General features: G+C 42.7%; 17 protein-coding genes. All 17 read left to right on the top strand.

What is annotated here, in order from left to right; genetic code table 11:
- Positions 1-144: 144 nt before the first annotated feature.
- The 17 genes from FFR00_RS00265 (at position 145) to FFR00_RS00185 (ending at position 20,313) form a co-directional block, all read left to right on the top strand.
- Complete coding sequence (locus tag FFR00_RS00265) at positions 145-2,952, top strand: SLBB domain-containing protein (RefSeq protein ID WP_137671366.1); 2,808 nt, start codon at positions 145-147, stop codon at positions 2,950-2,952.
- 58 nt (positions 2,953-3,010) lie between these two features.
- The gene (locus tag FFR00_RS00260; protein WP_137671365.1) at positions 3,011-3,982 is read left to right on the top strand and encodes a Wzz/FepE/Etk N-terminal domain-containing protein; all 972 of its coding nucleotides are present in this window, start codon (positions 3,011-3,013) and stop codon (positions 3,980-3,982) included.
- Between the two features lie 39 nt (positions 3,983-4,021).
- Positions 4,022-5,143: a UDP-N-acetylglucosamine--undecaprenyl-phosphate N-acetylglucosaminephosphotransferase gene (gene wecA, locus FFR00_RS00255; protein WP_137671364.1), complete on the top strand. Its 1,122-nt coding sequence runs from the start codon at positions 4,022-4,024 to the stop codon at positions 5,141-5,143.
- Positions 5,144-5,315: 172 nt separating this feature from the next.
- Entirely contained in the window at positions 5,316-5,549 is a 234-nt protein-coding gene (locus FFR00_RS00250) for an acyl carrier protein (protein WP_137671363.1), read from the top strand.
- A gap of 6 nt (positions 5,550-5,555) precedes the next feature.
- The gene (locus FFR00_RS00245; protein ID WP_137671362.1) at positions 5,556-6,977 is read left to right on the top strand and encodes an AMP-binding protein; all 1,422 of its coding nucleotides are present in this window, start codon (positions 5,556-5,558) and stop codon (positions 6,975-6,977) included.
- A 9-nt stretch (positions 6,978-6,986) separates the two neighbouring features.
- Positions 6,987-8,111: an iron-containing alcohol dehydrogenase gene (locus tag FFR00_RS00240; RefSeq protein ID WP_137671361.1), complete on the top strand. Its 1,125-nt coding sequence runs from the start codon at positions 6,987-6,989 to the stop codon at positions 8,109-8,111.
- Complete coding sequence (locus tag FFR00_RS00235) at positions 8,102-10,579, top strand: acyl-CoA reductase (protein WP_137671360.1); 2,478 nt, start codon at positions 8,102-8,104, stop codon at positions 10,577-10,579. Before FFR00_RS00240 ends, FFR00_RS00235 begins: the two co-directional genes overlap by 10 nt.
- A gap of 19 nt (positions 10,580-10,598) precedes the next feature.
- Complete coding sequence (locus FFR00_RS00230) at positions 10,599-10,982, top strand: VOC family protein (RefSeq protein WP_137671359.1); 384 nt, start codon at positions 10,599-10,601, stop codon at positions 10,980-10,982.
- Positions 10,979-11,968 (top strand): hypothetical protein, encoded by a 990-nt coding sequence (locus FFR00_RS00225; RefSeq protein ID WP_137671358.1) that lies wholly within the window; start codon positions 10,979-10,981, stop codon positions 11,966-11,968. The genes FFR00_RS00230 and FFR00_RS00225 overlap by 4 nt, the downstream gene beginning before the upstream one ends.
- 9 nt (positions 11,969-11,977) lie before the next feature.
- Positions 11,978-12,949, top strand: coding sequence for a polysaccharide deacetylase family protein (locus FFR00_RS00220; protein WP_137671357.1), 972 nt, complete (start codon positions 11,978-11,980; stop codon positions 12,947-12,949).
- Between the two features lies 1 nt (position 12,950).
- Positions 12,951-14,141 (top strand): UDP-N-acetylglucosamine 4,6-dehydratase, encoded by a 1,191-nt coding sequence (locus FFR00_RS00215; RefSeq protein ID WP_137671356.1) that lies wholly within the window; start codon positions 12,951-12,953, stop codon positions 14,139-14,141.
- An 8-nt stretch (positions 14,142-14,149) separates the two neighbouring features.
- Positions 14,150-15,307, top strand: coding sequence for a LegC family aminotransferase (locus FFR00_RS00210; protein ID WP_137671355.1), 1,158 nt, complete (start codon positions 14,150-14,152; stop codon positions 15,305-15,307).
- Positions 15,307-16,473 carry a UDP-N-acetylglucosamine 2-epimerase gene (gene neuC / locus FFR00_RS00205; protein ID WP_137671354.1) on the top strand — a complete coding sequence of 389 codons (1,167 nt, stop codon included), beginning with the start codon at positions 15,307-15,309 and terminating at the stop codon, positions 16,471-16,473. The genes FFR00_RS00210 and neuC overlap by 1 nt, the downstream gene beginning before the upstream one ends.
- Positions 16,474-16,524: 51 nt before the next feature.
- Positions 16,525-17,598 carry an N-acetylneuraminate synthase gene (neuB, locus tag FFR00_RS00200; protein ID WP_137671353.1) on the top strand — a complete coding sequence of 358 codons (1,074 nt, stop codon included), beginning with the start codon at positions 16,525-16,527 and terminating at the stop codon, positions 17,596-17,598.
- A complete protein-coding gene (locus FFR00_RS00195; RefSeq protein ID WP_137671352.1) occupies positions 17,591-18,247 on the top strand; it encodes an acetyltransferase in 657 nt (218 codons plus the stop codon). Before neuB ends, FFR00_RS00195 begins: the two co-directional genes overlap by 8 nt.
- 17 nt (positions 18,248-18,264) lie before the next feature.
- On the top strand, positions 18,265-19,326 hold the full coding sequence (locus FFR00_RS00190; protein WP_137671351.1) for a nucleotidyltransferase family protein: 1,062 nt from the start codon (positions 18,265-18,267) through the stop codon (positions 19,324-19,326).
- Between the two features lie 3 nt (positions 19,327-19,329).
- Positions 19,330-20,313: a Gfo/Idh/MocA family protein gene (locus FFR00_RS00185; RefSeq protein ID WP_137671350.1), complete on the top strand. Its 984-nt coding sequence runs from the start codon at positions 19,330-19,332 to the stop codon at positions 20,311-20,313.
- Positions 20,314-20,316: the final 3 nt, after the last annotated feature.

Here is a 20,316-nt window from a genome sequence, read left to right as displayed (position 1 = left end):
CATTTTGTTTATTAATTGGCTTTTAGAAGGCTGAATGCCAAATGTAAGTTTACGTAAAGATGCTATTTGAAGTATTATCGCACTTGTCATTAAGAACGATACAATAATCTAAAATTTTTGCTAAAAGAAAGAGAAGAATTCGGAATGAAATTTGGACTAAGACGTCTCATTGTTGTTTGCTTGTTAGGCTTATCTAATATTGTCGTCGCTATGAACCTTAGCCCAGATCAAATGCAAATGTTGAAGAATCTACCGGCTGACCAACAGGCTGCATTAGCTCGTCAGTATGGCGTAGATATTTCCCAATTTTCATCTGGTGGCGCTTCGCAAAATCAAGCCAATCAGGTGGTTACTCCTCAGCTTCCTCAAAAGCGAGACTTGCAAGCTGAACAACAGGCTCTGGCAGATAAAAATAGTGCTGGAGAAACTAAAGAGTTACAGCGCTTTGGTTTAGACGTATTTGCTACCCAGCCTACCACCTTTGCTCCCCTAAACAATATCCCAGTTACCGACAACTATCGGCTTGGCCCTGGTGACTCTCTTAATGTTCAACTATTTGGTAAAGAAAACAGTACATTTGAGTTTAGAGTTAATCGCCATGGCAGCATCAGTTTCCCGGAGTTAGGGCCCGTTTATGTAGCTGGTTTAACTTTTGATGAAGTAAAAGAATTACTTAGCCAGCAAGTCAAAGAAAAGAAGATTGGCGTTCGTAGCAATATCACTATGGGTGAGCTACGCACGGTAGAAGTATTTGTACTGGGTGATGCTTACCAACCTGGCAAGTATTTAGTGAGTTCTTTGTCTACCATTACCCATGCTCTTTATGCGAGTGGCGGTATTAATCAACAAGGTAGTCTTCGTGATATCCGACTGCTACGTGATGGGCAACTGATCAGCCGATTTGATGTATACGACCTCCTTATTAAAGGTGACACTAGTAATGATTTGCAACTGCGCAATGGCGATGTGATTTTCGTAGGTCCACTTGGTGATACGGTAAGTGTAGAAGGTGAAGTGGTGAGGCCTGCTATTTATGAGCTTTCGGGTTCTGAAAATGTAGATGGGTTAATAAAGCTAGCTGGTGGTTATACGACTAAGGCTTACAAAAAATCAGCGCGATTTGAGCGTATTACTCACGAAGGTTTAATTGACTTAGTAACACTGGATTTGAATGCTAAAGCTGATTTGTCAAAAAATCTACAAAATGGTGATTTTTTAACGGTTGAGCAAGTTGCAAAGCGTACTCAAAACTATGTATCCATTAAAGGTAATGTAGCTCGTGATGGCCGTTACCAGTGGCGTAAAGGACAGCGAATAGCTGACTTGTTTCCTAGTATTCATCGAAGCTTAAATAACAGTAGTGATTTAAATTACAGCTTAATTATTCGCAAAGCAGATGACAGAACTATTTCTGTACTTCAAGTTAACCTAGAACAAGCTATTACCGAAAAGCATTCAATTGATAATATTTTGTTAAAACCAGAAGACGAAATATTGGTATTTACCAAATATGATTTAGAGTTATTTAGTGAAGCTTTTCAAATTGGTGCAAAAGAAAAGGATTTACTCAGTGCTGATGCCGCAAGCTTTAATGCAAAAATGGAAAATGCAGAACAGGTAGCTAACCAAACGGTTGGCGGACAGGCGGTCGGATTTGTACCAAACCAATCAATAGCTCAAAATCAGAATGTTCAACTTCAACAACATAATCAACAGCAAAATTCTACTCAGCAGGTGCCAGGTGAGCAATCAAGCTCAGTTCAAGGTATGCAATCTAGAAGCAACCAACCAAAGGTTGAAACTGAAATAGAGCGAATTGCCAGAATTACTGATACCACAGTAGAAGAAATAGAAAAGGTTCTTAATTCTACGCGCGAGAAATTATTAGCTCCTGTACTAATCATGTTGCAAGAACAGTCTAGTGCTAACAGAGAGCTAAATGTTGTAGAAGTCTTTGGTGAAGTTAAGTTTCCTGGTATCTACCCTATCACCAACAAAAATACGCTAAAAGACCTTATTGAAGCGGCTGGCGGCCTAAAAAATGGCGCTTATGCTCTGCATAGTGAGTTAACTCGTACTATTGTTCATGATGCAAATGCGGATGTCACCTTACTTCGCTTAGATCTAAACGATGTTCTTCAAAATAACCCGGAACAAAACCTAGTCTTACAAGCGCGAGATCGCCTTAATGTTCTTGCTATTCCAAATCTTAGAAAACAACGAACCATTAGCTTACAGGGCGAAGTTAGATTCCCAGGCACGTATGTGATTAAACGAGGTGAAACACTTGGTGATTTGGTAGAAAGAGCTGGCGGATTAACTGAGTATGCTCATCAAGATGGCGCTGTATTTACCCGTGAAGCACTGCGTGTAAGGGAGCAAAAACAACTGGACTCTTACGCTGAAGGTATTCGCCAAGAAGTTGCTAAGAAAAGCTTACGCCAAAGTGGCCCGGGTAGTTTTACATCGTCTTCTAGCCCAGCAGAACAGCTTGAGCTAATTCAAGAGATGAGCGGAACCCAAGCGCTTGGACGTATGGTAGTGGATCTTCCAGCTATCTTATTAAGTGACTCTTCTAAAGACTTTATGTTAGAAGATCAAGATTTGCTTTACGTACCGCAATACCGCAACACGGTAACTATAATGGGCGAAGTACAAATTTCTACTTCGTACTTGTTGAATGACGAATATAACTTTAAAGATTATATAAACTTTGCTGGTGGCGCTAAGAAGCAAGCCGACGAAGATCGGGTATTCGTAGTCAGAGCGAATGGTTCTGTCTATAAGCCTGAATCTGGGTTTTGGTTCAAAAATAACAAGCAGCCTTTAGAGCCCGGTGACACAATTGTGGTACCAATTGATACTGACTACAGAGATGCTTTAAGTACTTGGACTGCAGCTACTCAAATTTTGTATCAAATTGGTGTGGCGTATAACGCGATTAATAAGTAATCAAATAAGCGTAAAGCTTGCCCATATATAGCATTAGTTATTAAGAATAAAGAGACTTATGACGCAACAAGTACAGCAACAACAAGCATATCAACCGGCTTATTTTGAACAAGCGGCTGAAGACGAAATCGATCTGCGCGAGTTATTTGCAGTTATTTGGCGTGGCAAATGGTTAATCATTGCTTGTACGGTGTTGTTTTCGGTCGCTGCTGTTATATACGCTATAAATCAACCCAATATTTATCGAGCGAGTGCGCTTTTAGCCGCATCTAATCAAGAAAGCAATAAATTGAGCGGTATGGCTTCTCAGTTTGGTGGTTTGGCCTCATTGGCAGGAATTAACCTTGGTGGTGGCGGTGGAACTGATCAAACTACCTTAGCCATCGAGGTACTAAAGTCTCGGCAGTTTTTTAAAGAATTTTTGGAGAAGTATCAAATCAAAGCTGACTTGATGGCGGCTAAAGAATGGAATCCTGTAAGCGGTCAAATAACTTACGACCCGGAAATTTACGACGTTGCAGAAAAGCAATGGATCAGAGAAGTAAATGCGCCTAAACAAGCCGAGCCTTCAATGCAAGAAAGCCATCAGGTGTTCATTAAGGAAGTGCTAACTGTGGCTACCGATAAAGAAACTGGTTTAATCACTATAGCAGCAGAACATATTTCGCCTATAGTGGCACAGCATTGGGTAAATTGGCTAATACAAGATATTAACCAAGTAATGCGCGAACGCTCTCAGCAAGAAACTTTAGCTAATATTAACTATTTAAAAGAACAGTTAGAAAATACCTCTGTAGCGCAAATGCAAACCGTTTTTTATCAACTTATCGAAGAGCAAACGAAAACCTTAATGCTCGCTGAGGCTAATGGTGACTTTGTATTCAAAGTGGTCGACCCTGCCGTAGTTGCGGAGCAGAAAGTAAAACCGAAGCGCGCTTTAATTTGTGTACTGGGTACCTTATTGGGCGGAATGTTGGGAGTAATGCTCATACTTATTCGCCATTTTGCTAAAGGAACCGCCGATGCTTAATACCTATGCTGTATGGGTTGTGAGTATGGGGGAGATTATATGAGTACCTTCATTTTATCTTTACTTGTAGCCTTTTTAGGCACCTACAGTGCAATTAGGGTACTAAAGCCCATAGCGATTAAGCATGAACTGGTTGATAAACCTAATGATCGCAAGTTACATGTAGGCTCTATACCTCTTATTGGTGGGTTAGCGGTATACATAGGTTTTGTATTGTCATTACTGGTAATAGCACAAGGTTATGATATTTCGTTCAAATACTTCTTGCTTGCATCGGGCGGTATTTTACTGGTAGGCATGTTAGACGATAAATACGACCTTAGTGTACGCTTGCGTATGTTTTGCCAAATTATAGCTGCAAGTGTAATGATGTTTGCTAGTGGCGACAGGATAGAAAACCTCGGTAATTTATTGGTAATGGGTGATATACACCTTGGGTGGGCTGCAGTTCCCTTTACTTATTTAGCTATTATGGGGGCGATTAATGCTTACAACATGGTAGATGGTATAGATGGTTTAGTTGGCGGCGTCACGTTCACTAGTATGCTTTCATTATCTCTGCTGTTTATATTAGAAGGCTTTGTACTGGAGTCTTGGATAGCGCTTTGCTTAGTGGTTGCGCTAATTCCTTACCTTATTTTTAACCTTACTCGAGCCGATAACCCTAAACGCAGCAAAATATTTATGGGCGACGCAGGCTCTATGTTTGTAGGCCTAAGCGTGGTGTGGTTGCTAGCGATTGGCTCACAAGGCGAAGCGCCAGCATTTAAACCGGTTACTGCTTTGTGGGTTATCGCCATACCGTTGATGGACATGGCTGGCGTAATGATTAGACGCAAGCGTAAAGGGCAATCGCCCTTTAAACCAGACCGAGATCACTTACACCATATTTTTATGCGCGCTGGTTTTACTTCTAGGCAAACCCTTATATGCATTACCTTGTTAAGCTTTAGTATATCTATGGTCGGTGTCCTACTTAACTGTTTAAGTGCTCCAGATTGGTTGTCTTTCGGTTTGTTTTTGGTGGTGTTCGCGGGTTATTTAATGGCATTAAAGCACGTGTGGCGTTTGCTAATAGCATTTCGAAGGGTGAAAGCATTTAGACGCATGCGACGGGTTAACCAACTAAAACTTTCTAAAACTAAGCAAAATAGTGCTTAGAATAATACCAATGATTAATTAAGATAGAGCTGCCTATTGCGGCGGGTTTACAAAAGTAAGGTAAACCAAGTGATTACAATGAGATAGCTAAAATCAGTTGTCTCAAAATGATTAAAAAGTGTCTCAGGGAGTATGTTTTTGGCTGAGATGTTAAATTAGAAAAGGTAAAGAAATGTCCATAACAAAAGACTCGATTAAACAACTTATCGCAAATATATTAGAAGTTTCAGTTGAAAAAATTATTGATGAATTAGCTGTTGGTGATATCCCAGAGTGGGACTCTCTTGCTCACATGCGCATCATTGCTGCATTAGAGTCAGATCTAGGCGTAGTGTTAGACATCGAGCAGACGTTAGAGATCGAAGATGTAGAAGACATTGTCGACGCTGTTTTAAACAACGAGTAACGTTTTATGTCGGTAGTCGAAACAATACTAGCTCACGCAGCATCTCGTCCTCAGCATGTCGCTCTCTACGAGAAAGACACAGCTGTTACTTACATGCAACTCGCTGAGACTATCAAGTGCACGGCTTCTAAATTAATGAAGGAAGTCGAACCCGGAGATGCTGTAGTTGTGACGGCATCTAACAGTTACGCTTTTGTAGCTGTGTATTTTGCGATCCATTATATTGGCGCAAAAGTGGTTAACTTGGCTGCCGACGCAGACGAAAGTTACAAACAATTTATCGATAAAAAGGTTAATCCGAGTCTATCGATTGAAGACTGTCAAACCTACATAGCGGATATTCATCCTTTAGAGGCCGACAAAGAAGTTAGCAGCAATATTTCCAATGGTATCGCCGACCTCATGTTTACGAGTGGGACAACTGGCGAGCCTAAAGGTGTCGCTTTGAATCATGAGCAGTTGTTGATAGCTACTCAGCATATTGTCGGTGAGGTAGGCAACACACCAGAAGATGTTGAGCTTTTGTTAATGCCTCTTAGCCACTCTTTTGGTATGGGACGCATGCGAACCACTCTTTTTGTTGGTGGTACGTTGGTATTAGGTTATCCGTTACAGCGTTTGAAAAGTGTTTTTAAGGCAATTGAGAGTCATAAGGTAACAGGACTTGGGCTGGTTCCATCTGCTTGGGCATTTATCACTACAATGTCTAAAGACCGCATCAGTAAATATGGTCCTCAGCTAAACTATATAGAGTTTGGAAGTGCGCGTTTGTCCCCTGAGGATAAAGCACTGTTAATGCAATGGTTCCCATCGACTCATATTGTTATGCACTACGGTTTGACAGAAGTTTCTCGTGCGGTATTCACTCATTTCCATACTGATAATTTAGAAGCTGTAGGTCATGCCTCGCGAGGTGCTAAGTTTGCTATTCTTAATGAAGATGGACTGCATCTACCTGAAGGTGAGATCGGTGAAATAGCATTTAAGGCACCATGGATGCTAACAGAGTACTACCAGAATCAGGACTTGACGTCTGCAGCGTTTTCGAACGGCTACTTCCGAACAGGTGATTTGGGCAAATATGAAAGCGATTATTTGTTCTTAACTGGGCGACTTAAAGAGATCATCAATGTAGGGGGCAAGAAGGTAAGCCCTTACCAAATTGAAGAAGTGCTGAATTCTGATGATGGTGTAATAGAGTCCGCCTGCGTTCCATGCGCAGATGCAAGCATGGGAGAAGTCGTTCAAGCGTTTATCGTTGTTGAGCCTTCCATGATTGATGAAATTCATACATTAGAATCTCGACTAAGGGAAACTGTTGCACAACGACTTCCTGTTCATATGCGCCCTGAAAAGTACAAAGTCATTGATGAGTTACCAAAAACATCAACAGGTAAAATTCAACGTCTACATCTGACTAAAATGTAAGAGAACTTCATGTTAAAACTTCGATTTCCTTTGCCCGTATTTCGTAATGCTAATGAAATTGCGAACGGAAAGAATGCAAGAATGGCACTCAAAGGCCTTGTGGCAAATCGTGTCGCACTAATAATCAGCCCCTCATTTCGTAAGTCAAAGTTTTTTGAACAAGTTGTTCGTTTAGTCAACGCGACAAGTGTTCGTGTGATTGAAAAATCTTGGAAAGGTGAACCGACGGTTGATGAACTTTCAGGTGTGGTTGGTGAGCTTGAGTCATTCCAACCTGATTATATTGTCGCACTTGGTGGCGGCTCTATTATTGATGGCGCTAAGCTAGCGTGGCTGCTTTATGAATGCCCAACGATCGACACTGATGTCTTATTCCGACCATTTGCAATACCGCCACTACGTGGACGTGCAAAATTTGCAGCGATTCCTACCACGGTAGGGGCCGGGTCTGAAGTGTCATCGGCAGCTGTCATGTTAGATAGTGCAACTCAAAGTAAAAAAGCGGTCGTTACGCATGATTTCCTTCCTGACTTAGTGATCTTAGATCCTGACCTTGTCTCCGAGGTCCCATTAAATATTTTAAGAACTACAGTCGCCGATGCGCTCTCACATGCGATTGAAGGCTATGTGTCTAAAATCCCTCACCCATTAATGGAAACATTTGCGGAACAAGCCGTATCGATTGTTTATCGTTATCAGTCACAGTTAAAACAGGATGAGTGGCATATCGACATGCTCTCAGAATTACAGCACGCTGCAATGCTTGCTGGTTGGGTTCAGAACCACTGTGTTGTCGGGCTTTCACATGCTATCGCCCACCAACTAGGACATTTCAATGTCGGGCATGGATTAGCAAATGGGTTGCTTATGTCAGCCGTTATTGAGTTCAATTCTCAAGATAAGGCTGTTAAGCAGAAATATGAACAATTAATTAAGAATGCTGGTTTACCAAGTAGACAGGCTCTTCTTGACCTGTTTGAGGGCTTAACCTCGGGGCAAGGTGTTTCTTTGAATTTATCGAATGAGCAACTAGACAGCATTGCAAAGAACGCATTACTTGATCCTGCTGCTGCGACAAACCCAGTCGCTTTCGCTGAAGATGACGTTAAAGAGATAGTAAAGAAATGTCTATAAAGAATGAAAGCCTAACGAGCGTATTAGATGCCCGCCCTTTCGAGTTATCTGAAGCTCAAAAGCAACCCCTATTTAAACAGAACTTGCTTGAAGAGCTAGTGCATCACTATAACAGCAATGAGATGTACCGTAAGTTTTGTGTGAAAAATGGGTTCGACCCAATAAAGTTCAGTGGAAGCTTGGAAGACATACCGGCGATCCCTGTACATATTTTTAAAGCTCTTGGTCATAAATTAGCTTCGGTTAGTGAAACGGCTATTAAGACTAAGCTTCAATCTTCGGCGACAAGTGGGGTACCAAGTACCGTTCTTCTTGATAAGGTTACGGCTCGTCGTCAAACCAGAGCAATGGCTCGCGTGATGCAAGAGGTTTTAGGACCGAAAAGGCGCCCGTTTTGTATCATGGATATCGATCCAACCAGCCCAAATGCAAGCAACTTAGGCGCTCGTATTGCAGCCGTTAAAGGTTATTTGAACTTTGCGTCATCTTCTCATTACTTTATTAATGCCTCTAGCCCTTCAGCTCCCTTAGAGTTTTTAGAACAGCAGTTTGTTGAGCATTTAAATGGGTTAGACAGTGAAGAGCCGCTTGTCATTTTCGGTTTTACTTTCGTTCTGTACCATACGGTTTTCAAGAGCCTTAAAGAAAAAGGGGTGTCCTTTAAACTTCCGGCTGGCTCTCAAGTCATCCATATCGGTGGCTGGAAGAAACTGGAATCTGAGAAGGTTGATAAGAAAACATTCAACCAAGACATCGCGCACGTGTTGGGTATTTTCCCTGATGATGTTATTGATATTTACGGTTTTACAGAGCAAATGGGGTTGAACTACCCAGATTGTAAAGCGGGCTGGAAGCATGTACATGCTTATTCTGACATGATTATTCGAGATGAAGCTGATCTATCACCTTGTCCGAATGGCGTGGTGGGCTTATTGGAGTTTGTTAGCCCGCTGCAGCACTCTTACCCAGGTAACGTTGTTTTGACCGATGATCTTGGTGTTGTCGAAGACTCAGTGTGTGAATGTGGGCGAGCAGGAAAGCGCTTCAAAGTGATTGGTCGAGCTAAAAAAGCTGAAGTCCGTGGCTGTGGTGATGTCATGTCTGAAAAAGTCACCCAAAAGCCAACGTCTAAGCAATCTGCAGAACAAGCTGAACACATGGTGGTGTATCACACTCCGGTCGATTTGAATGAATCTGACTCACCTTCTGAGCAGCTAAATGCGATTCTTGCGCACCTTAAATTGAAGCAACAATGGTTAGCGAAACAGCCTGCTGAAGCGATACTCGGTCTTTTCGATACCGCACGTAAAACTTGGGCTGAAAATCCAGGGTTAGACCCTTATCGTCATACTGGGCTGAACTTCTTGGCGGATTGGTGTGAACCTAATCGCTTACGTAGTTTGCTTGATTCGGCGTTGCACGGACAACGAGGTTTTCTCGACAACTTTATGCCTCGCAAAGACATCAGCCACAGTTCGCTTAAAGCGATGCCTAGAGGAGTCGTATCTCACTGGCTATCTGGTAATGTGCCACTGCTTGGTATGTTTGCGTTAGTTCAGAGTATGTTGAGTAAAAATGCGAATATCCTTAAGGTATCGGCAGATGAATCTCAAGCACTTCCTGTGTTGTTAAGTACTTTTAAAGGCATCAGTTACACCACACCTGGTGGGTATACCATTCATGGTGATGACTTATTGGAAACACTGGCTGTCGTGTACTTTGACCGTCATCAAACAAAGATTGCAGAACGTTTTTCTGCGAATGCCGATGTGCGTATTGCTTGGGGGGGGCGAGAAGCAATAGAGGCGGTAAGTGCTTTACCGAAAAAATATAACAGTCAAGATATCCTTTTTGGGCCTAAATTGTCGATGATGGTGATTGGTAATGACGCCTTAGACTCCGAAAAGGCCATTCGAAAACTGATACGTCGAGCAGCAACGGATTCTAGTGTATTTGACCAGTTTGCTTGCGCTTCGCCTCACACCATCTTTGTTGAAAAGGGCGGTGACATAACCCCGAAAGAATTCGCTGAAAAGCTAGCCGCAGCAATGGATAAGGCCCTTGTTCGCTTACCGACTCAAGTGCCAGACATTGGGCAGGCAAACAAGATACGTTCAAAAATTGCGGAGTATGGCTTCATTGGTGAATCTTGGAATGACCGTCATTTACGCTGGACGGTATTGTTCGATGAAGGTACTGATTTGGTTGAACCAACCTATCAACGCGTGATTACTGTTAAAGCCGTAGATAATGTCTTTGACGTTATTGGTAGCGTGCATGAGGATATTCAAACGGTTGGTTTAGCGATGCATGGTGAGAAGAAGCTCCAGTTTGCTAATGAGATTTTAATGCAAGGCGCGATGAGATGCCCTGATGTTGGGTACATGACGCATTTTGATTCCCCATGGGATGGATTGTTTGCGTTAGATCGCCTCGTTCGCTGGGTATCACTTGGTGGCCCAATTTAAGCCATAATTAGGAAAAAGAATGAAGTTACATCATTTAGGCATTGCGTGCGAAGATATTGCTGAGACCTTGTCAAAAACAAAGAAATTACACGATGTCCAAGAGGTATCTGAGGTTGTTTTTGATGAAAAGCAACAAGCTTCCGTTCAGCTTGTTACTCTGAGTGACGGGACAAGACTTGAGCTTATAGCTGGAAAGATAATTCAAAGCTTAGTTAATAAAAAGGTCAGTTTCTATCATGTGTGCTATGAAGTTGAAGATATTCATGTAGAGCTTGAAAAGGCGAAAAAAAACGGAGCATTTATTATATCGATGCCTAAGCCATCAGCGTTGTTTGAACAAAGACTAGTGGCTTTTTTAGTTTTTCCTTATGGCTTAGTTGAATTCTTGGAGAAGGAAAATTGAAATACAAAATCTCAATGGCTGTGATTGTTGATACCAAAGAGATAATGGCTTTTATTAACCATTACTGGAAAAAAGGTCATGTCCTAGCCAAAAGCGAAGAATTGTTTTTATTTCAATACCAAAATTACTTGTCTCCATCGGAACTGAATATGGTTGTTGCTAAGAATAGCGATGGAGAAATCAAAGCTATTCTTGGCTTTGTTCCTGTGAGTTATGGAAGCGAGCAAAGTGACGTGTTTGGTGCACTTTGGAAGGTTGCTGATGATGTTAAAGCACCAATGTTGGGGCTTAAGCTTCTTAGCTTTTTAAGAAAAAAAGTTAATGGTAGGTACTTAACTTTAGGGCTTAATGAAACTTCTTCTTCAATTTATCGTTACATGAACTTTGAAGTTGGGTATATGATTCAGTGGTACATTGGCAATGCTCAATGTTCAGCTAAGTTAACGATGAACATTGAATTCCCAGAACTGGATGACTCTTTTCAATTGAAGGTTATTGAGCCTAATGAAGAGTTGTTTTCGTTGTTAGCTCTTACTAACTCGTACCCTAAAAAAGATAGAGAATACATACAACATCGCTTTGTCGAACATCCTATCTATGATTATGATTTTATTGGCATTTTCTCAAAAGATAAGCTCGCCGCTTGTATGGTGATTAGAGAGCAACAAGGCCCAAGTTCAAAATGTATACGAATTGTTGACTATATTGGTGATGATAGTTATCTAGCAGGATCTGCTGCATCTATCCAAAAACTACTGAAAGAACGGGGAGCTGAGTATGCTGATCTAATTGCATTTGGCTTAGCTCAAGATGTTTTAGAGTCTGGCGGTTTTAGGAAAGTTAATGGGGATGTAGTTGTACCGAATTATTTCGAACCATTTGAATTGAAAACTATCGATATTTTGTGTGCTTACGATAACAGCGAAGCTACTTCAATTAGGATCTTTAAAGCTGATGGCGACCAAGATCGACCAAATGTAATTTAGAGGAGCAGCATGTCTCAGCCACTAACCGTTGTTATGTACCACTATGTTCGTCGAATCGCGGAGTCGCGATACCCAGAAATTAAAGGCTTAGAACTCGAACTCTTTGTTGAACAACTCGAGTTCTTTTCTAAGCATTATAATGTTGTGACGATGGAGCAAGTGTTAGCCGCCAAATACCGTAATCAAGCTTTACCAGAGAAAGCTCTGTTACTTACTTTTGATGATGCTTATGCCGAGCACTTTACTCACGTATATCCTATTTTGAAGAAAATGGGTATGCAGGGTTCTTTTTATGTGCCAGCAAAAACAGTACTTGAGCACAAAGTGCTAGATGTGAACAAAATTCATTTCATCTTAGCGTCTACCTCCGATATTCAACAGCTTGTTGGTTCTCTTAAGATAGAGGTTGAGCGCTATAAAATCGATTATGATCTAAAGTTATTCGACGAGTACTACACTGAGTTTGCGGTTGCGAATCGCTTTGATTGCCAAGATGTGATTTTTGTGAAGAGAATGCTTCAGCACGCATTGCCAGAAGAACTCAGAAATATCATTTCTGATAAGCTTTTTGCTCAATATGTGGGTATGGATGAAGCGGCGTTTTGTCGAGAGTTGTACATGGATAAGTACCAACTTGAGCAGTTAGTTCGAGACGGAATGCACGTTGGTTGTCACGGCTATGATCATTATTGGTGGAATAAGCTTGATGAAAAATCCTTAGAGGTTGAACTAACCCGCTCTAAAGAATTTTTAGCCTCAATTGGTTGTGACATGCAAAATTGGACAGCCTGTTATCCTTACGGTTCTTCTAGTGAAGAGGTTGTGGTTGAGCTAGAAAAGCAAGGGTGTAAAGTCGCATTTACCACAGAAGTTAGGGTTGCTGATTTAGCATTGGATGGTCCGCTTTTGTTACCTCGTCTAGATACCAATGACTTACCTAAAAAAAGAAATGCAAAAACTAACCAATGGTATACAAATTAACATGAACGCTATTCTACCTCTTATCGGTCGCACCGATGCATTGTTTACTCAGGACATTGGTCAGCATGAAGCTGAGCTATCTCGCATTGTCTCTGACTCCCGTTTTCTTGTACTTGGTGGTGCAGGCTCTATTGGTCAAGCTGTGACTAAAGAGATTTTTAAACGTAACCCCAAGAAGCTGCATGTTGTAGATATCAGTGAGAACAACATGGTAGAAGTCGTGCGCGACATTCGTAGCTCATTTGGTTACATCGATGGTGACTTCCAAACCTTTGCTCTTGATATCGGTTCGATTGAGTATGATGCTTTTATAAAGGCGGACGGCCAATATGATTACGTACTGAACTTATCGGCACTTAAGCATGTTCGTAGTGAAAAAGACCCGTACACACTAATGCGAATGATCGATGTGAATGTGTTTAATACTGATAAAACCATTCAACAATCTATCGATTCAGGGGTGAAAAAGTACTTCTGTGTATCGACAGATAAAGCAGCAAACCCTGTCAACATGATGGGTGCATCAAAGCGTATTATGGAAATGTTCCTAATGCGTAAGAGCGAAGATATCGCGATTTCTACGGCGCGATTCGCAAACGTCGCATTTTCAGATGGCTCATTGTTGCATGGTTTTAATCAGCGTTTACTGAAAAATCAGCCTATTGTGGCGCCGAATGACATCAAACGCTATTTTGTTACGCCACAAGAGTCTGGTGAACTATGTCTAATGTCTTGTATTTTTGGTGAAAACCGCGACATCTTCTTCCCTAAGTTAAGCGAAGCCCTACACCTCATCTCTTTTGCTGATATTGCGGTGAAGTACCTTGAGCAACGCGGTTACGAACCTCACCTTTGTGAAAGTGAAGACGAAGCTCGTGAACTGGCTAAGACTTTGCCTGCTCAAGGTAAGTGGCCTTGCTTGTTTACTTCGAGTGATACCACGGGTGAAAAAGACTTTGAAGAGTTCTTTACCGACAAAGAAGCACTCGATATGGCGCGTTTTGCTAACTTGGGCATCATCAAGAACGATCCTCTTTATCAGCAAGAACTGCTGTCACTGTTTGAAGATACAATCGGCCAGATGAAATCTGACCGTGCTTGGACAAAAGAGCAAATAGTAGAGCTGTTCTTTACCATGATCCCTGACTTTGGACACAAAGAAACAGGCAAATACCTAGACAGTAAAATGTAGGAGCAACTATGAAACCTACATCGTTAGTAGAATTTGTACGCGACACATATCAGACCAGCGAGTTTATTCCTCTTCATGCGCCTACCTTTGATGGTAACGAGAAGGCTTATGTAACAGAAACTATTGAAAGTACCTTCGTTTCAAGCGTTGGTAAATTTGTCAATGAATTCGAACAGAAAATTGAAGCATACACTGGCAGTGCTAAAGCCGTGGCTGCTGTAAATGGCACGGCGGCTTTGCATGCAGCGCTTTACATGGCTGGTGTTGAGCGTGGTGACTTAGTGGTAACACAGGCTTTGACGTTTGTGGCAACCTGTAATGCGCTCTATCATATGGGAGCTGAGCCTATTTTTGTGGATGTATCGCCAGTAAGCTTAGGTTTGTGCCCAAAGGCGGTGGAGCAATATCTAACACAGCATGCTGAAGTAACCGAAAAAGGTTGTATTCATAAACAAACGGGCAAACGCATTCGTGCCGTCGTACCAATGCACACCTTTGGTCACCCTGTCGAACTTGATGAGTTGATTGCGGTATGTTTAAAGTGGCAGTTAGTCTTGGTAGAGGATGCTGCGGAAAGCTTAGGTTCTTTCTACAAAGGGCAACACACAGGCACGTTGGGTGATTATGCGGCGATCAGTTTTAACGGTAATAAAGTGATTACGACTGGTGGCGGAGGCATGATCCTTTGTAAAACCCAAGAGCAGGGCGCACGTACTAAGCACGTTACCACGACTGCTAAGGTTCCACACCCTTTTGAGTTTTATCACGATGAGCCAGGCTTTAACTATCGAATGCCGAATTTGAATGCGGCTTTGGGCTGCGCGCAAATGGAAGTATTGGAATCCTATTTAGTTCAAAAGCGTCAATTGGCTGAACAATACCAACACTTTTTCGCGGCTTCAGACTTTACTTTCGTGACAGAGCCAGAGTACGCGACTTCGAACTATTGGTTAAACGCGATTATCTGCCCAGATACCGCATCGCGAGATCATATGTTAGAGCAGACCAATTCTGCTGGTGTTATGACGCGTCCGATTTGGCAACTGATGCATCGTCTTCCTATGTTCGAGAATGCACTGCGTGGTGACTTGACTCAGTCTGAGTTTATTGAAGCTCACTTGATCAACATCCCAAGTACTCCTATTGACCTATCCAAGGGCGCTTAATGGAAAATAAGACGCAGAAAGTCGCTGTTTTTACAGGAACAAGAGCAGAGTACGGTCTGCTTTTTTGGCTTTTGAAAGATATTCAAAGTGATCCTGACCTAGCACTGCAGTTGCTGGTTTCGGGAATGCACCTTTCACCTGAATTTGGCGAAACGTACCAGCAAATCGAAAAAGATGGATTTAAGATTGATGAGAAAATCGAGATTCTTCTTTCGTCGGACTCTGCAGTAGGAACAGCGAAAAGCATGGGGCTTGGTGTGCTCGGCTTTTCGGATGCATTAGCGCGCTTACAACCGGATGTATTAGTTATTTTGGGCGATCGCTTTGAAGCTTTAGCAGCTGCTCAAACAGCGATGATCATGCGTATTCCTATAGTTCATTTACATGGTGGTGAGATCACCGAAGGTGCCTATGATGATGCGATTCGCCATGCGATTACCAAGCTGAGCTATTTACATGGCACATCGACGGACGAATATCGCCAGCGGGTTATTCAATTAGGTGAAGCGCCGGAACGCGTTCATAACGTCGGTGCAATTGGCCTTGATCATCTTAAACGAGCTGAATTTATGTCGGTCAATGAGTTAGCTGAGTCTCTTAACTTTACTCTGACCAAGCCGTTTTTCTTAGTGACTTACCATCCGGTGACACTCGGAGATGAAGCGCCAGAAGCATCCTTTCAAGCTTTGCTAGATGCTTTAGAGGCTTTTCCTGAGCATCAAGTTATTCTGACTTACCCTAATGCCGATGATGGTGGGCGTCGCATCATTCCAATGCTGGAAGCCTACGCTGCAAGCCAACCCGAACGCGTATTGGCAATCCCTTCTCTGGGTCAAGTGCGCTATCTTAGCGCAGTGAAGCATGCTACGGCGGTTATTGGTAACTCTTCTAGTGGCATTATTGAAGTGCCGGCGTTTGAAGTCCCGACTGTCGATATCGGTGCTCGTCAGAAAGGGCGTTTGGCCGCGAAGAGCGTTTTGCATTGTGAAGCAAACCAAGCCGATATTGAACGAGCGATGTTCTCAGCAGTGGCTCGCAACTATAAAGAGCCAACGGAAGCGATAGCTAACCCTTACGGGCAGGGAAACACCAGCGGCAAGGTCATCGAAATGATCAAAACATTGGATTTCAATCCATGTAAGACATTCCACGATTTACCGAACTAACAAAGCTATAAACTTAGCTTTTAGTTACTTGAAAATTAAAGAGAGAGCGGTATGACTCTGATTATTGCCGAAGCAGGCGTAAACCATAATGGTGATGAAAAACTGGCATTTGAGCTGGCCGACGCTGCGTATCAATCGGGGGCTGATATTGTTAAGTTTCAGACGTTTAAAGCGAAAAATCTCGTTACTGAAGAAGCTAAGCAAGCAGACTATCAGGTCACGAATACACAAAAGCAAGAGTCGCAACTAGCGATGCTAAGTCGCTTGGAGCTCTCTTACGATGCCCACCATGAATTGGTAAAACACTGTGTGAAACTCGGCATAGAGTTTTTATCAACGGCTTTTGATTCTGAGAGCTTGGATTTCTTAGTTAATGACCTTGGTTTAACTCGTTTAAAGTTACCTTCTGGTGAGCTAACCAACGCGCCTCTTGTGCTGGAGCATGCTCGTACCGGGTGTGATTTGATCGTTTCTACCGGTATGGCGACGCTGTCTGAGATCGAAACGGCGTTGGGGGTCATTGCATTCGGTTATACTTCGGATGACAGTGCGGTACCTTCAGTGCAAGCATTCCAAGAGGCTTATGCCTCTGATGAAGGTCAGCGGGCTCTAAAGAGTAAAGTGACCATCTTACATTGCACTACAGAGTATCCAGCGCCGATGGAAGAGATTAACCTGAAAGCGATGGACACTTTAGGGCGTGCTTTTGATTTACCTGCTGGATACTCAGATCACAGTCAAGGTATCACTATTCCTATTGCTGCCGTTGCTCGTGGTGCTGTGTTGATTGAAAAACATTTTACGTTGGACAACAACATGGAAGGGCCAGATCACAAAGCTTCCCTCGAGCCTCAAGATCTAACTGCAATGGTGAGCGCTATTCGTCAAGTCGAGAAAGCACTAGGTAGTCGTGTAAAAACACCAACGGTCTCAGAGGTGAAAAATAAAGCGGTGGCGAGGAAAAGTCTGGTCGCAGCTCGTGATATTAACGAAGGTGAAGCATTTTCACCCCAAAACATGACTATCAAAAGGCCGGGCGACGGTATGTCGCCTTATCGCTATTGGGACATGCTTGAGCGCACTGCTTCAAAGGCTTATAGAGCTGGAGAGCTGATTCTTGAGTAACCCCGCTTCTAAGTTGCCAATTGTATTAATTGGTGGGGGTGGCCATGCCTCCGTTCTTGCTGAAATACTACTTACCCAGGGAAGAGACATTCTTGCTGTGATAAGCCCTGATGATGTCAGCCAACGTTCCGTATTTAAAGGAATCACCATCCTTGAAAAGGATGAAGATATTCTCAATTTTGACAAAGAAAAGGTACTTTTGGTTAACGGTATTGGGATGATGCCCCAATCTGGCTTTAAGCAAAAAATTAATGAGTGCTTTCTTTCACTCGGTTATCAGTTTGAGACGATTATAGCCGACAGTGCACTCGTTTCACGGTTTTCTAAAATCGAAACCGGTGCTCAGATTTTGCCTATGGCGATTATTCAGACAGGGGCTGCAGTGGGTCGCCATAGTATAGTTAACACCGGAGCTGTGGTTGAGCATGACTGTAAAATCGGTGCTTATAACCATATCGCTCCCAAAGCTACTTTGTGTGGTCAAGTAGAGACAAAAAACAATGTCTATGTCGGGGCTGGTTCAACAGTTATTCAAGGGCTATCTATTGGCTGTGGCGCTATCGTGGGTGCTGGCGCTAATCTGACTCAGTCTTTAAAAGAAAATTCCGTTGTATACCCTGCTAGAGCAGTAATTAAAACAAACTCTTAAAGAAGAAAAGGTAGAATATGAGTCATTGTTGGCAAAAAACGTTGATATCTGCATCAAGCACGATCAAGCAAGCACTTGAAGTCATCAACAGCGAAGCATTGCGCGTTGCCATAGTTGTTGATCAAGATAAGAAGCTTCTTGGCATGGTTACTGATGGAGATATTCGACGTGGTTTGTTAAATGATCTGGCGTTGGTCGACCCTGTTGTTAAGGTTATGCGCACCAATCCAACAACTGCGGTTGAAGGCTCTTCTCGAGAAGAGCTGATTGGACTGATGGAAAAGCTAGACATTTTGTCAGTCCCGTTGCTAGATCTAAGCGGTAGAATCATCGGGCTTGAGACGTTGCATGGAGTGCTTCATCAACCAACGCTTCAGAACCCTGTGTTTATCATGGCTGGTGGGTTTGGCACACGCCTTAAGCCGCTTACCGATACGTGTCCCAAACCTATGCTACATATCGGTAATAAGCCGATTCTAGAAACCGTCATTCGAAGTTTTATCAAAGCAGGCTTTGTTAACTTCTATATCTCGACGCACTATATGCCAGAGCAGATTCAAGCGCATTTTGGCGATGGAAGTGAAATGGGTGTGAACGTTACCTATGTTCATGAAGAGCAACCGTTAGGTACTGGTGGTGCGTTGGGATTATTACCTAAGGATTTACCAAAAAATCTGCCATTGATCATGATGAACGGTGATGTTCTGACTAAAGTCGACTTCCAACGCCTTCTTGATTTTCACGTTGATAACGGAGCTGACGCGACAATGTGCGTGAGAGAGTATGACTATCAGATCCCATATGGCGTGATTAATGGCGAAGGCAACAAAATCACCAGTATGGTAGAAAAGCCGGTTCAGCGCTTTTTTGTCAACGCGGGTATTTATGTTGTGTCACCTGAAGTCATTGCTTCGGTACCTAAAAATCATAGAGTGGATATGCCGACGCTGCTTGAAGAGCATATGAATGAGCGTGATAACGTTTTAATGTTCCCAATTCATGAATATTGGTTGGATATCGGGCGTATGGATGACTTTAATCGCGCGCAAGCAGATATTCATACACTAGGGCTGGACTAAGTTTTGAAAACCGTTGCTGTTATCGGATTGGGTAATATTGCTACCCGACATAGAAGGAACTTAAAGCTATTGTTCCCACAGTGCAAACTATTGGCTATGTCGGCGAGTGGGAGAGTTCCAGCAGATCCTGTATCTGATTGTGACGAAGTCGTTCATGATGTTGACGAGATCATTCGCTCAGGTGCGGAACTTGTTATCGTTGCATCTCCTGCCCCTTTCCACGCTGGGCATACAATCCCGCTATTGAAGGCTGCTATTCCAACATTGATTGAAAAACCAGTGACGACACGTGTTGAGGATGTGCAGCACTTGCAGACTGTTGTTGATAAAACGCAAACTCCTGTTGCTGTTGGTTATTGCTTACGTTACTTGCCTTCAAGCCTAGAAGTAAAAGCACTATTAGACAAAGGGGCAATTGGAGAGCTCTATAATGCGTATATTGAAATAGGACAGTACCTACCTGATTGGCGCCCAAGTAAATATTATCGAAGCAGTGTATCTGCGAATGCAGAACTAGGCGGAGGCGCACTGTTCGAGCTCAGCCACGAGTTAGATTATGCACAGTGGCTTCTTGGTGATTTAACCTTACAATACGCTCACTTGCGCTTTTCAGATGAATTGGGCTTAGAGGTGGAAGATTTGGTTGATGTTGTCACAACTACCCTGAGTGGTACTTTGGTCAATATTCATTTGGACTTTTTACAACGCCAAGCTTATCGACGTTGCCGCTTTGTAGGCAGTAAAGGCATAGTTGAATGGGACCTGATTAAAAATGAAGTTAAGCAGACGAACCATACTGGTGAAAGTACTGTTTATAGCGACCCGGCTTGGGACAAGAACAAAATGTACCTCAATATGTTGCAAGACTTCATCAATATGACCAAAGACAATAAGCATAGTTGTATCGACCTTCAGCAGGCTGGTAAAACGATCGAGTTAATCGAAACAATTAAGAAGCAGCATGCTAAAACTCAAACGAAAGGCTAGTTG

It is taken from the genome of Agarivorans sp. Toyoura001, assembly GCF_005405585.1.
Classification (GTDB): Bacteria; Pseudomonadota; Gammaproteobacteria; order Enterobacterales; family Celerinatantimonadaceae; genus Agarivorans.
Note: the sequence above shows the minus strand (reverse complement) of the source record. Positions and strands in the feature narration are given on the sequence as shown.

Coding starts and splice junctions, on each gene's coding strand:
- FFR00_RS00265 (WP_137671366.1), top strand. CDS start 145: ATGAAATTTGGACTAAGACGTCTCATTGTTGTTTGCTTGTTAGGCTTA.
- FFR00_RS00260 (WP_137671365.1), top strand. CDS start 3,011: ATGACGCAACAAGTACAGCAACAACAAGCATATCAACCGGCTTATTTT.
- wecA (WP_137671364.1), top strand. CDS start 4,022: ATGAGTACCTTCATTTTATCTTTACTTGTAGCCTTTTTAGGCACCTAC.
- FFR00_RS00250 (WP_137671363.1), top strand. CDS start 5,316: ATGTCCATAACAAAAGACTCGATTAAACAACTTATCGCAAATATATTA.
- FFR00_RS00245 (WP_137671362.1), top strand. CDS start 5,556: ATGTCGGTAGTCGAAACAATACTAGCTCACGCAGCATCTCGTCCTCAG.
- FFR00_RS00240 (WP_137671361.1), top strand. CDS start 6,987: ATGTTAAAACTTCGATTTCCTTTGCCCGTATTTCGTAATGCTAATGAA.
- FFR00_RS00235 (WP_137671360.1), top strand. CDS start 8,102: ATGTCTATAAAGAATGAAAGCCTAACGAGCGTATTAGATGCCCGCCCT.
- FFR00_RS00230 (WP_137671359.1), top strand. CDS start 10,599: ATGAAGTTACATCATTTAGGCATTGCGTGCGAAGATATTGCTGAGACC.
- FFR00_RS00220 (WP_137671357.1), top strand. CDS start 11,978: ATGTCTCAGCCACTAACCGTTGTTATGTACCACTATGTTCGTCGAATC.
- FFR00_RS00215 (WP_137671356.1), top strand. CDS start 12,951: ATGAACGCTATTCTACCTCTTATCGGTCGCACCGATGCATTGTTTACT.
- FFR00_RS00210 (WP_137671355.1), top strand. CDS start 14,150: ATGAAACCTACATCGTTAGTAGAATTTGTACGCGACACATATCAGACC.
- neuC (WP_137671354.1), top strand. CDS start 15,307: ATGGAAAATAAGACGCAGAAAGTCGCTGTTTTTACAGGAACAAGAGCA.
- neuB (WP_137671353.1), top strand. CDS start 16,525: ATGACTCTGATTATTGCCGAAGCAGGCGTAAACCATAATGGTGATGAA.
- FFR00_RS00190 (WP_137671351.1), top strand. CDS start 18,265: ATGAGTCATTGTTGGCAAAAAACGTTGATATCTGCATCAAGCACGATC.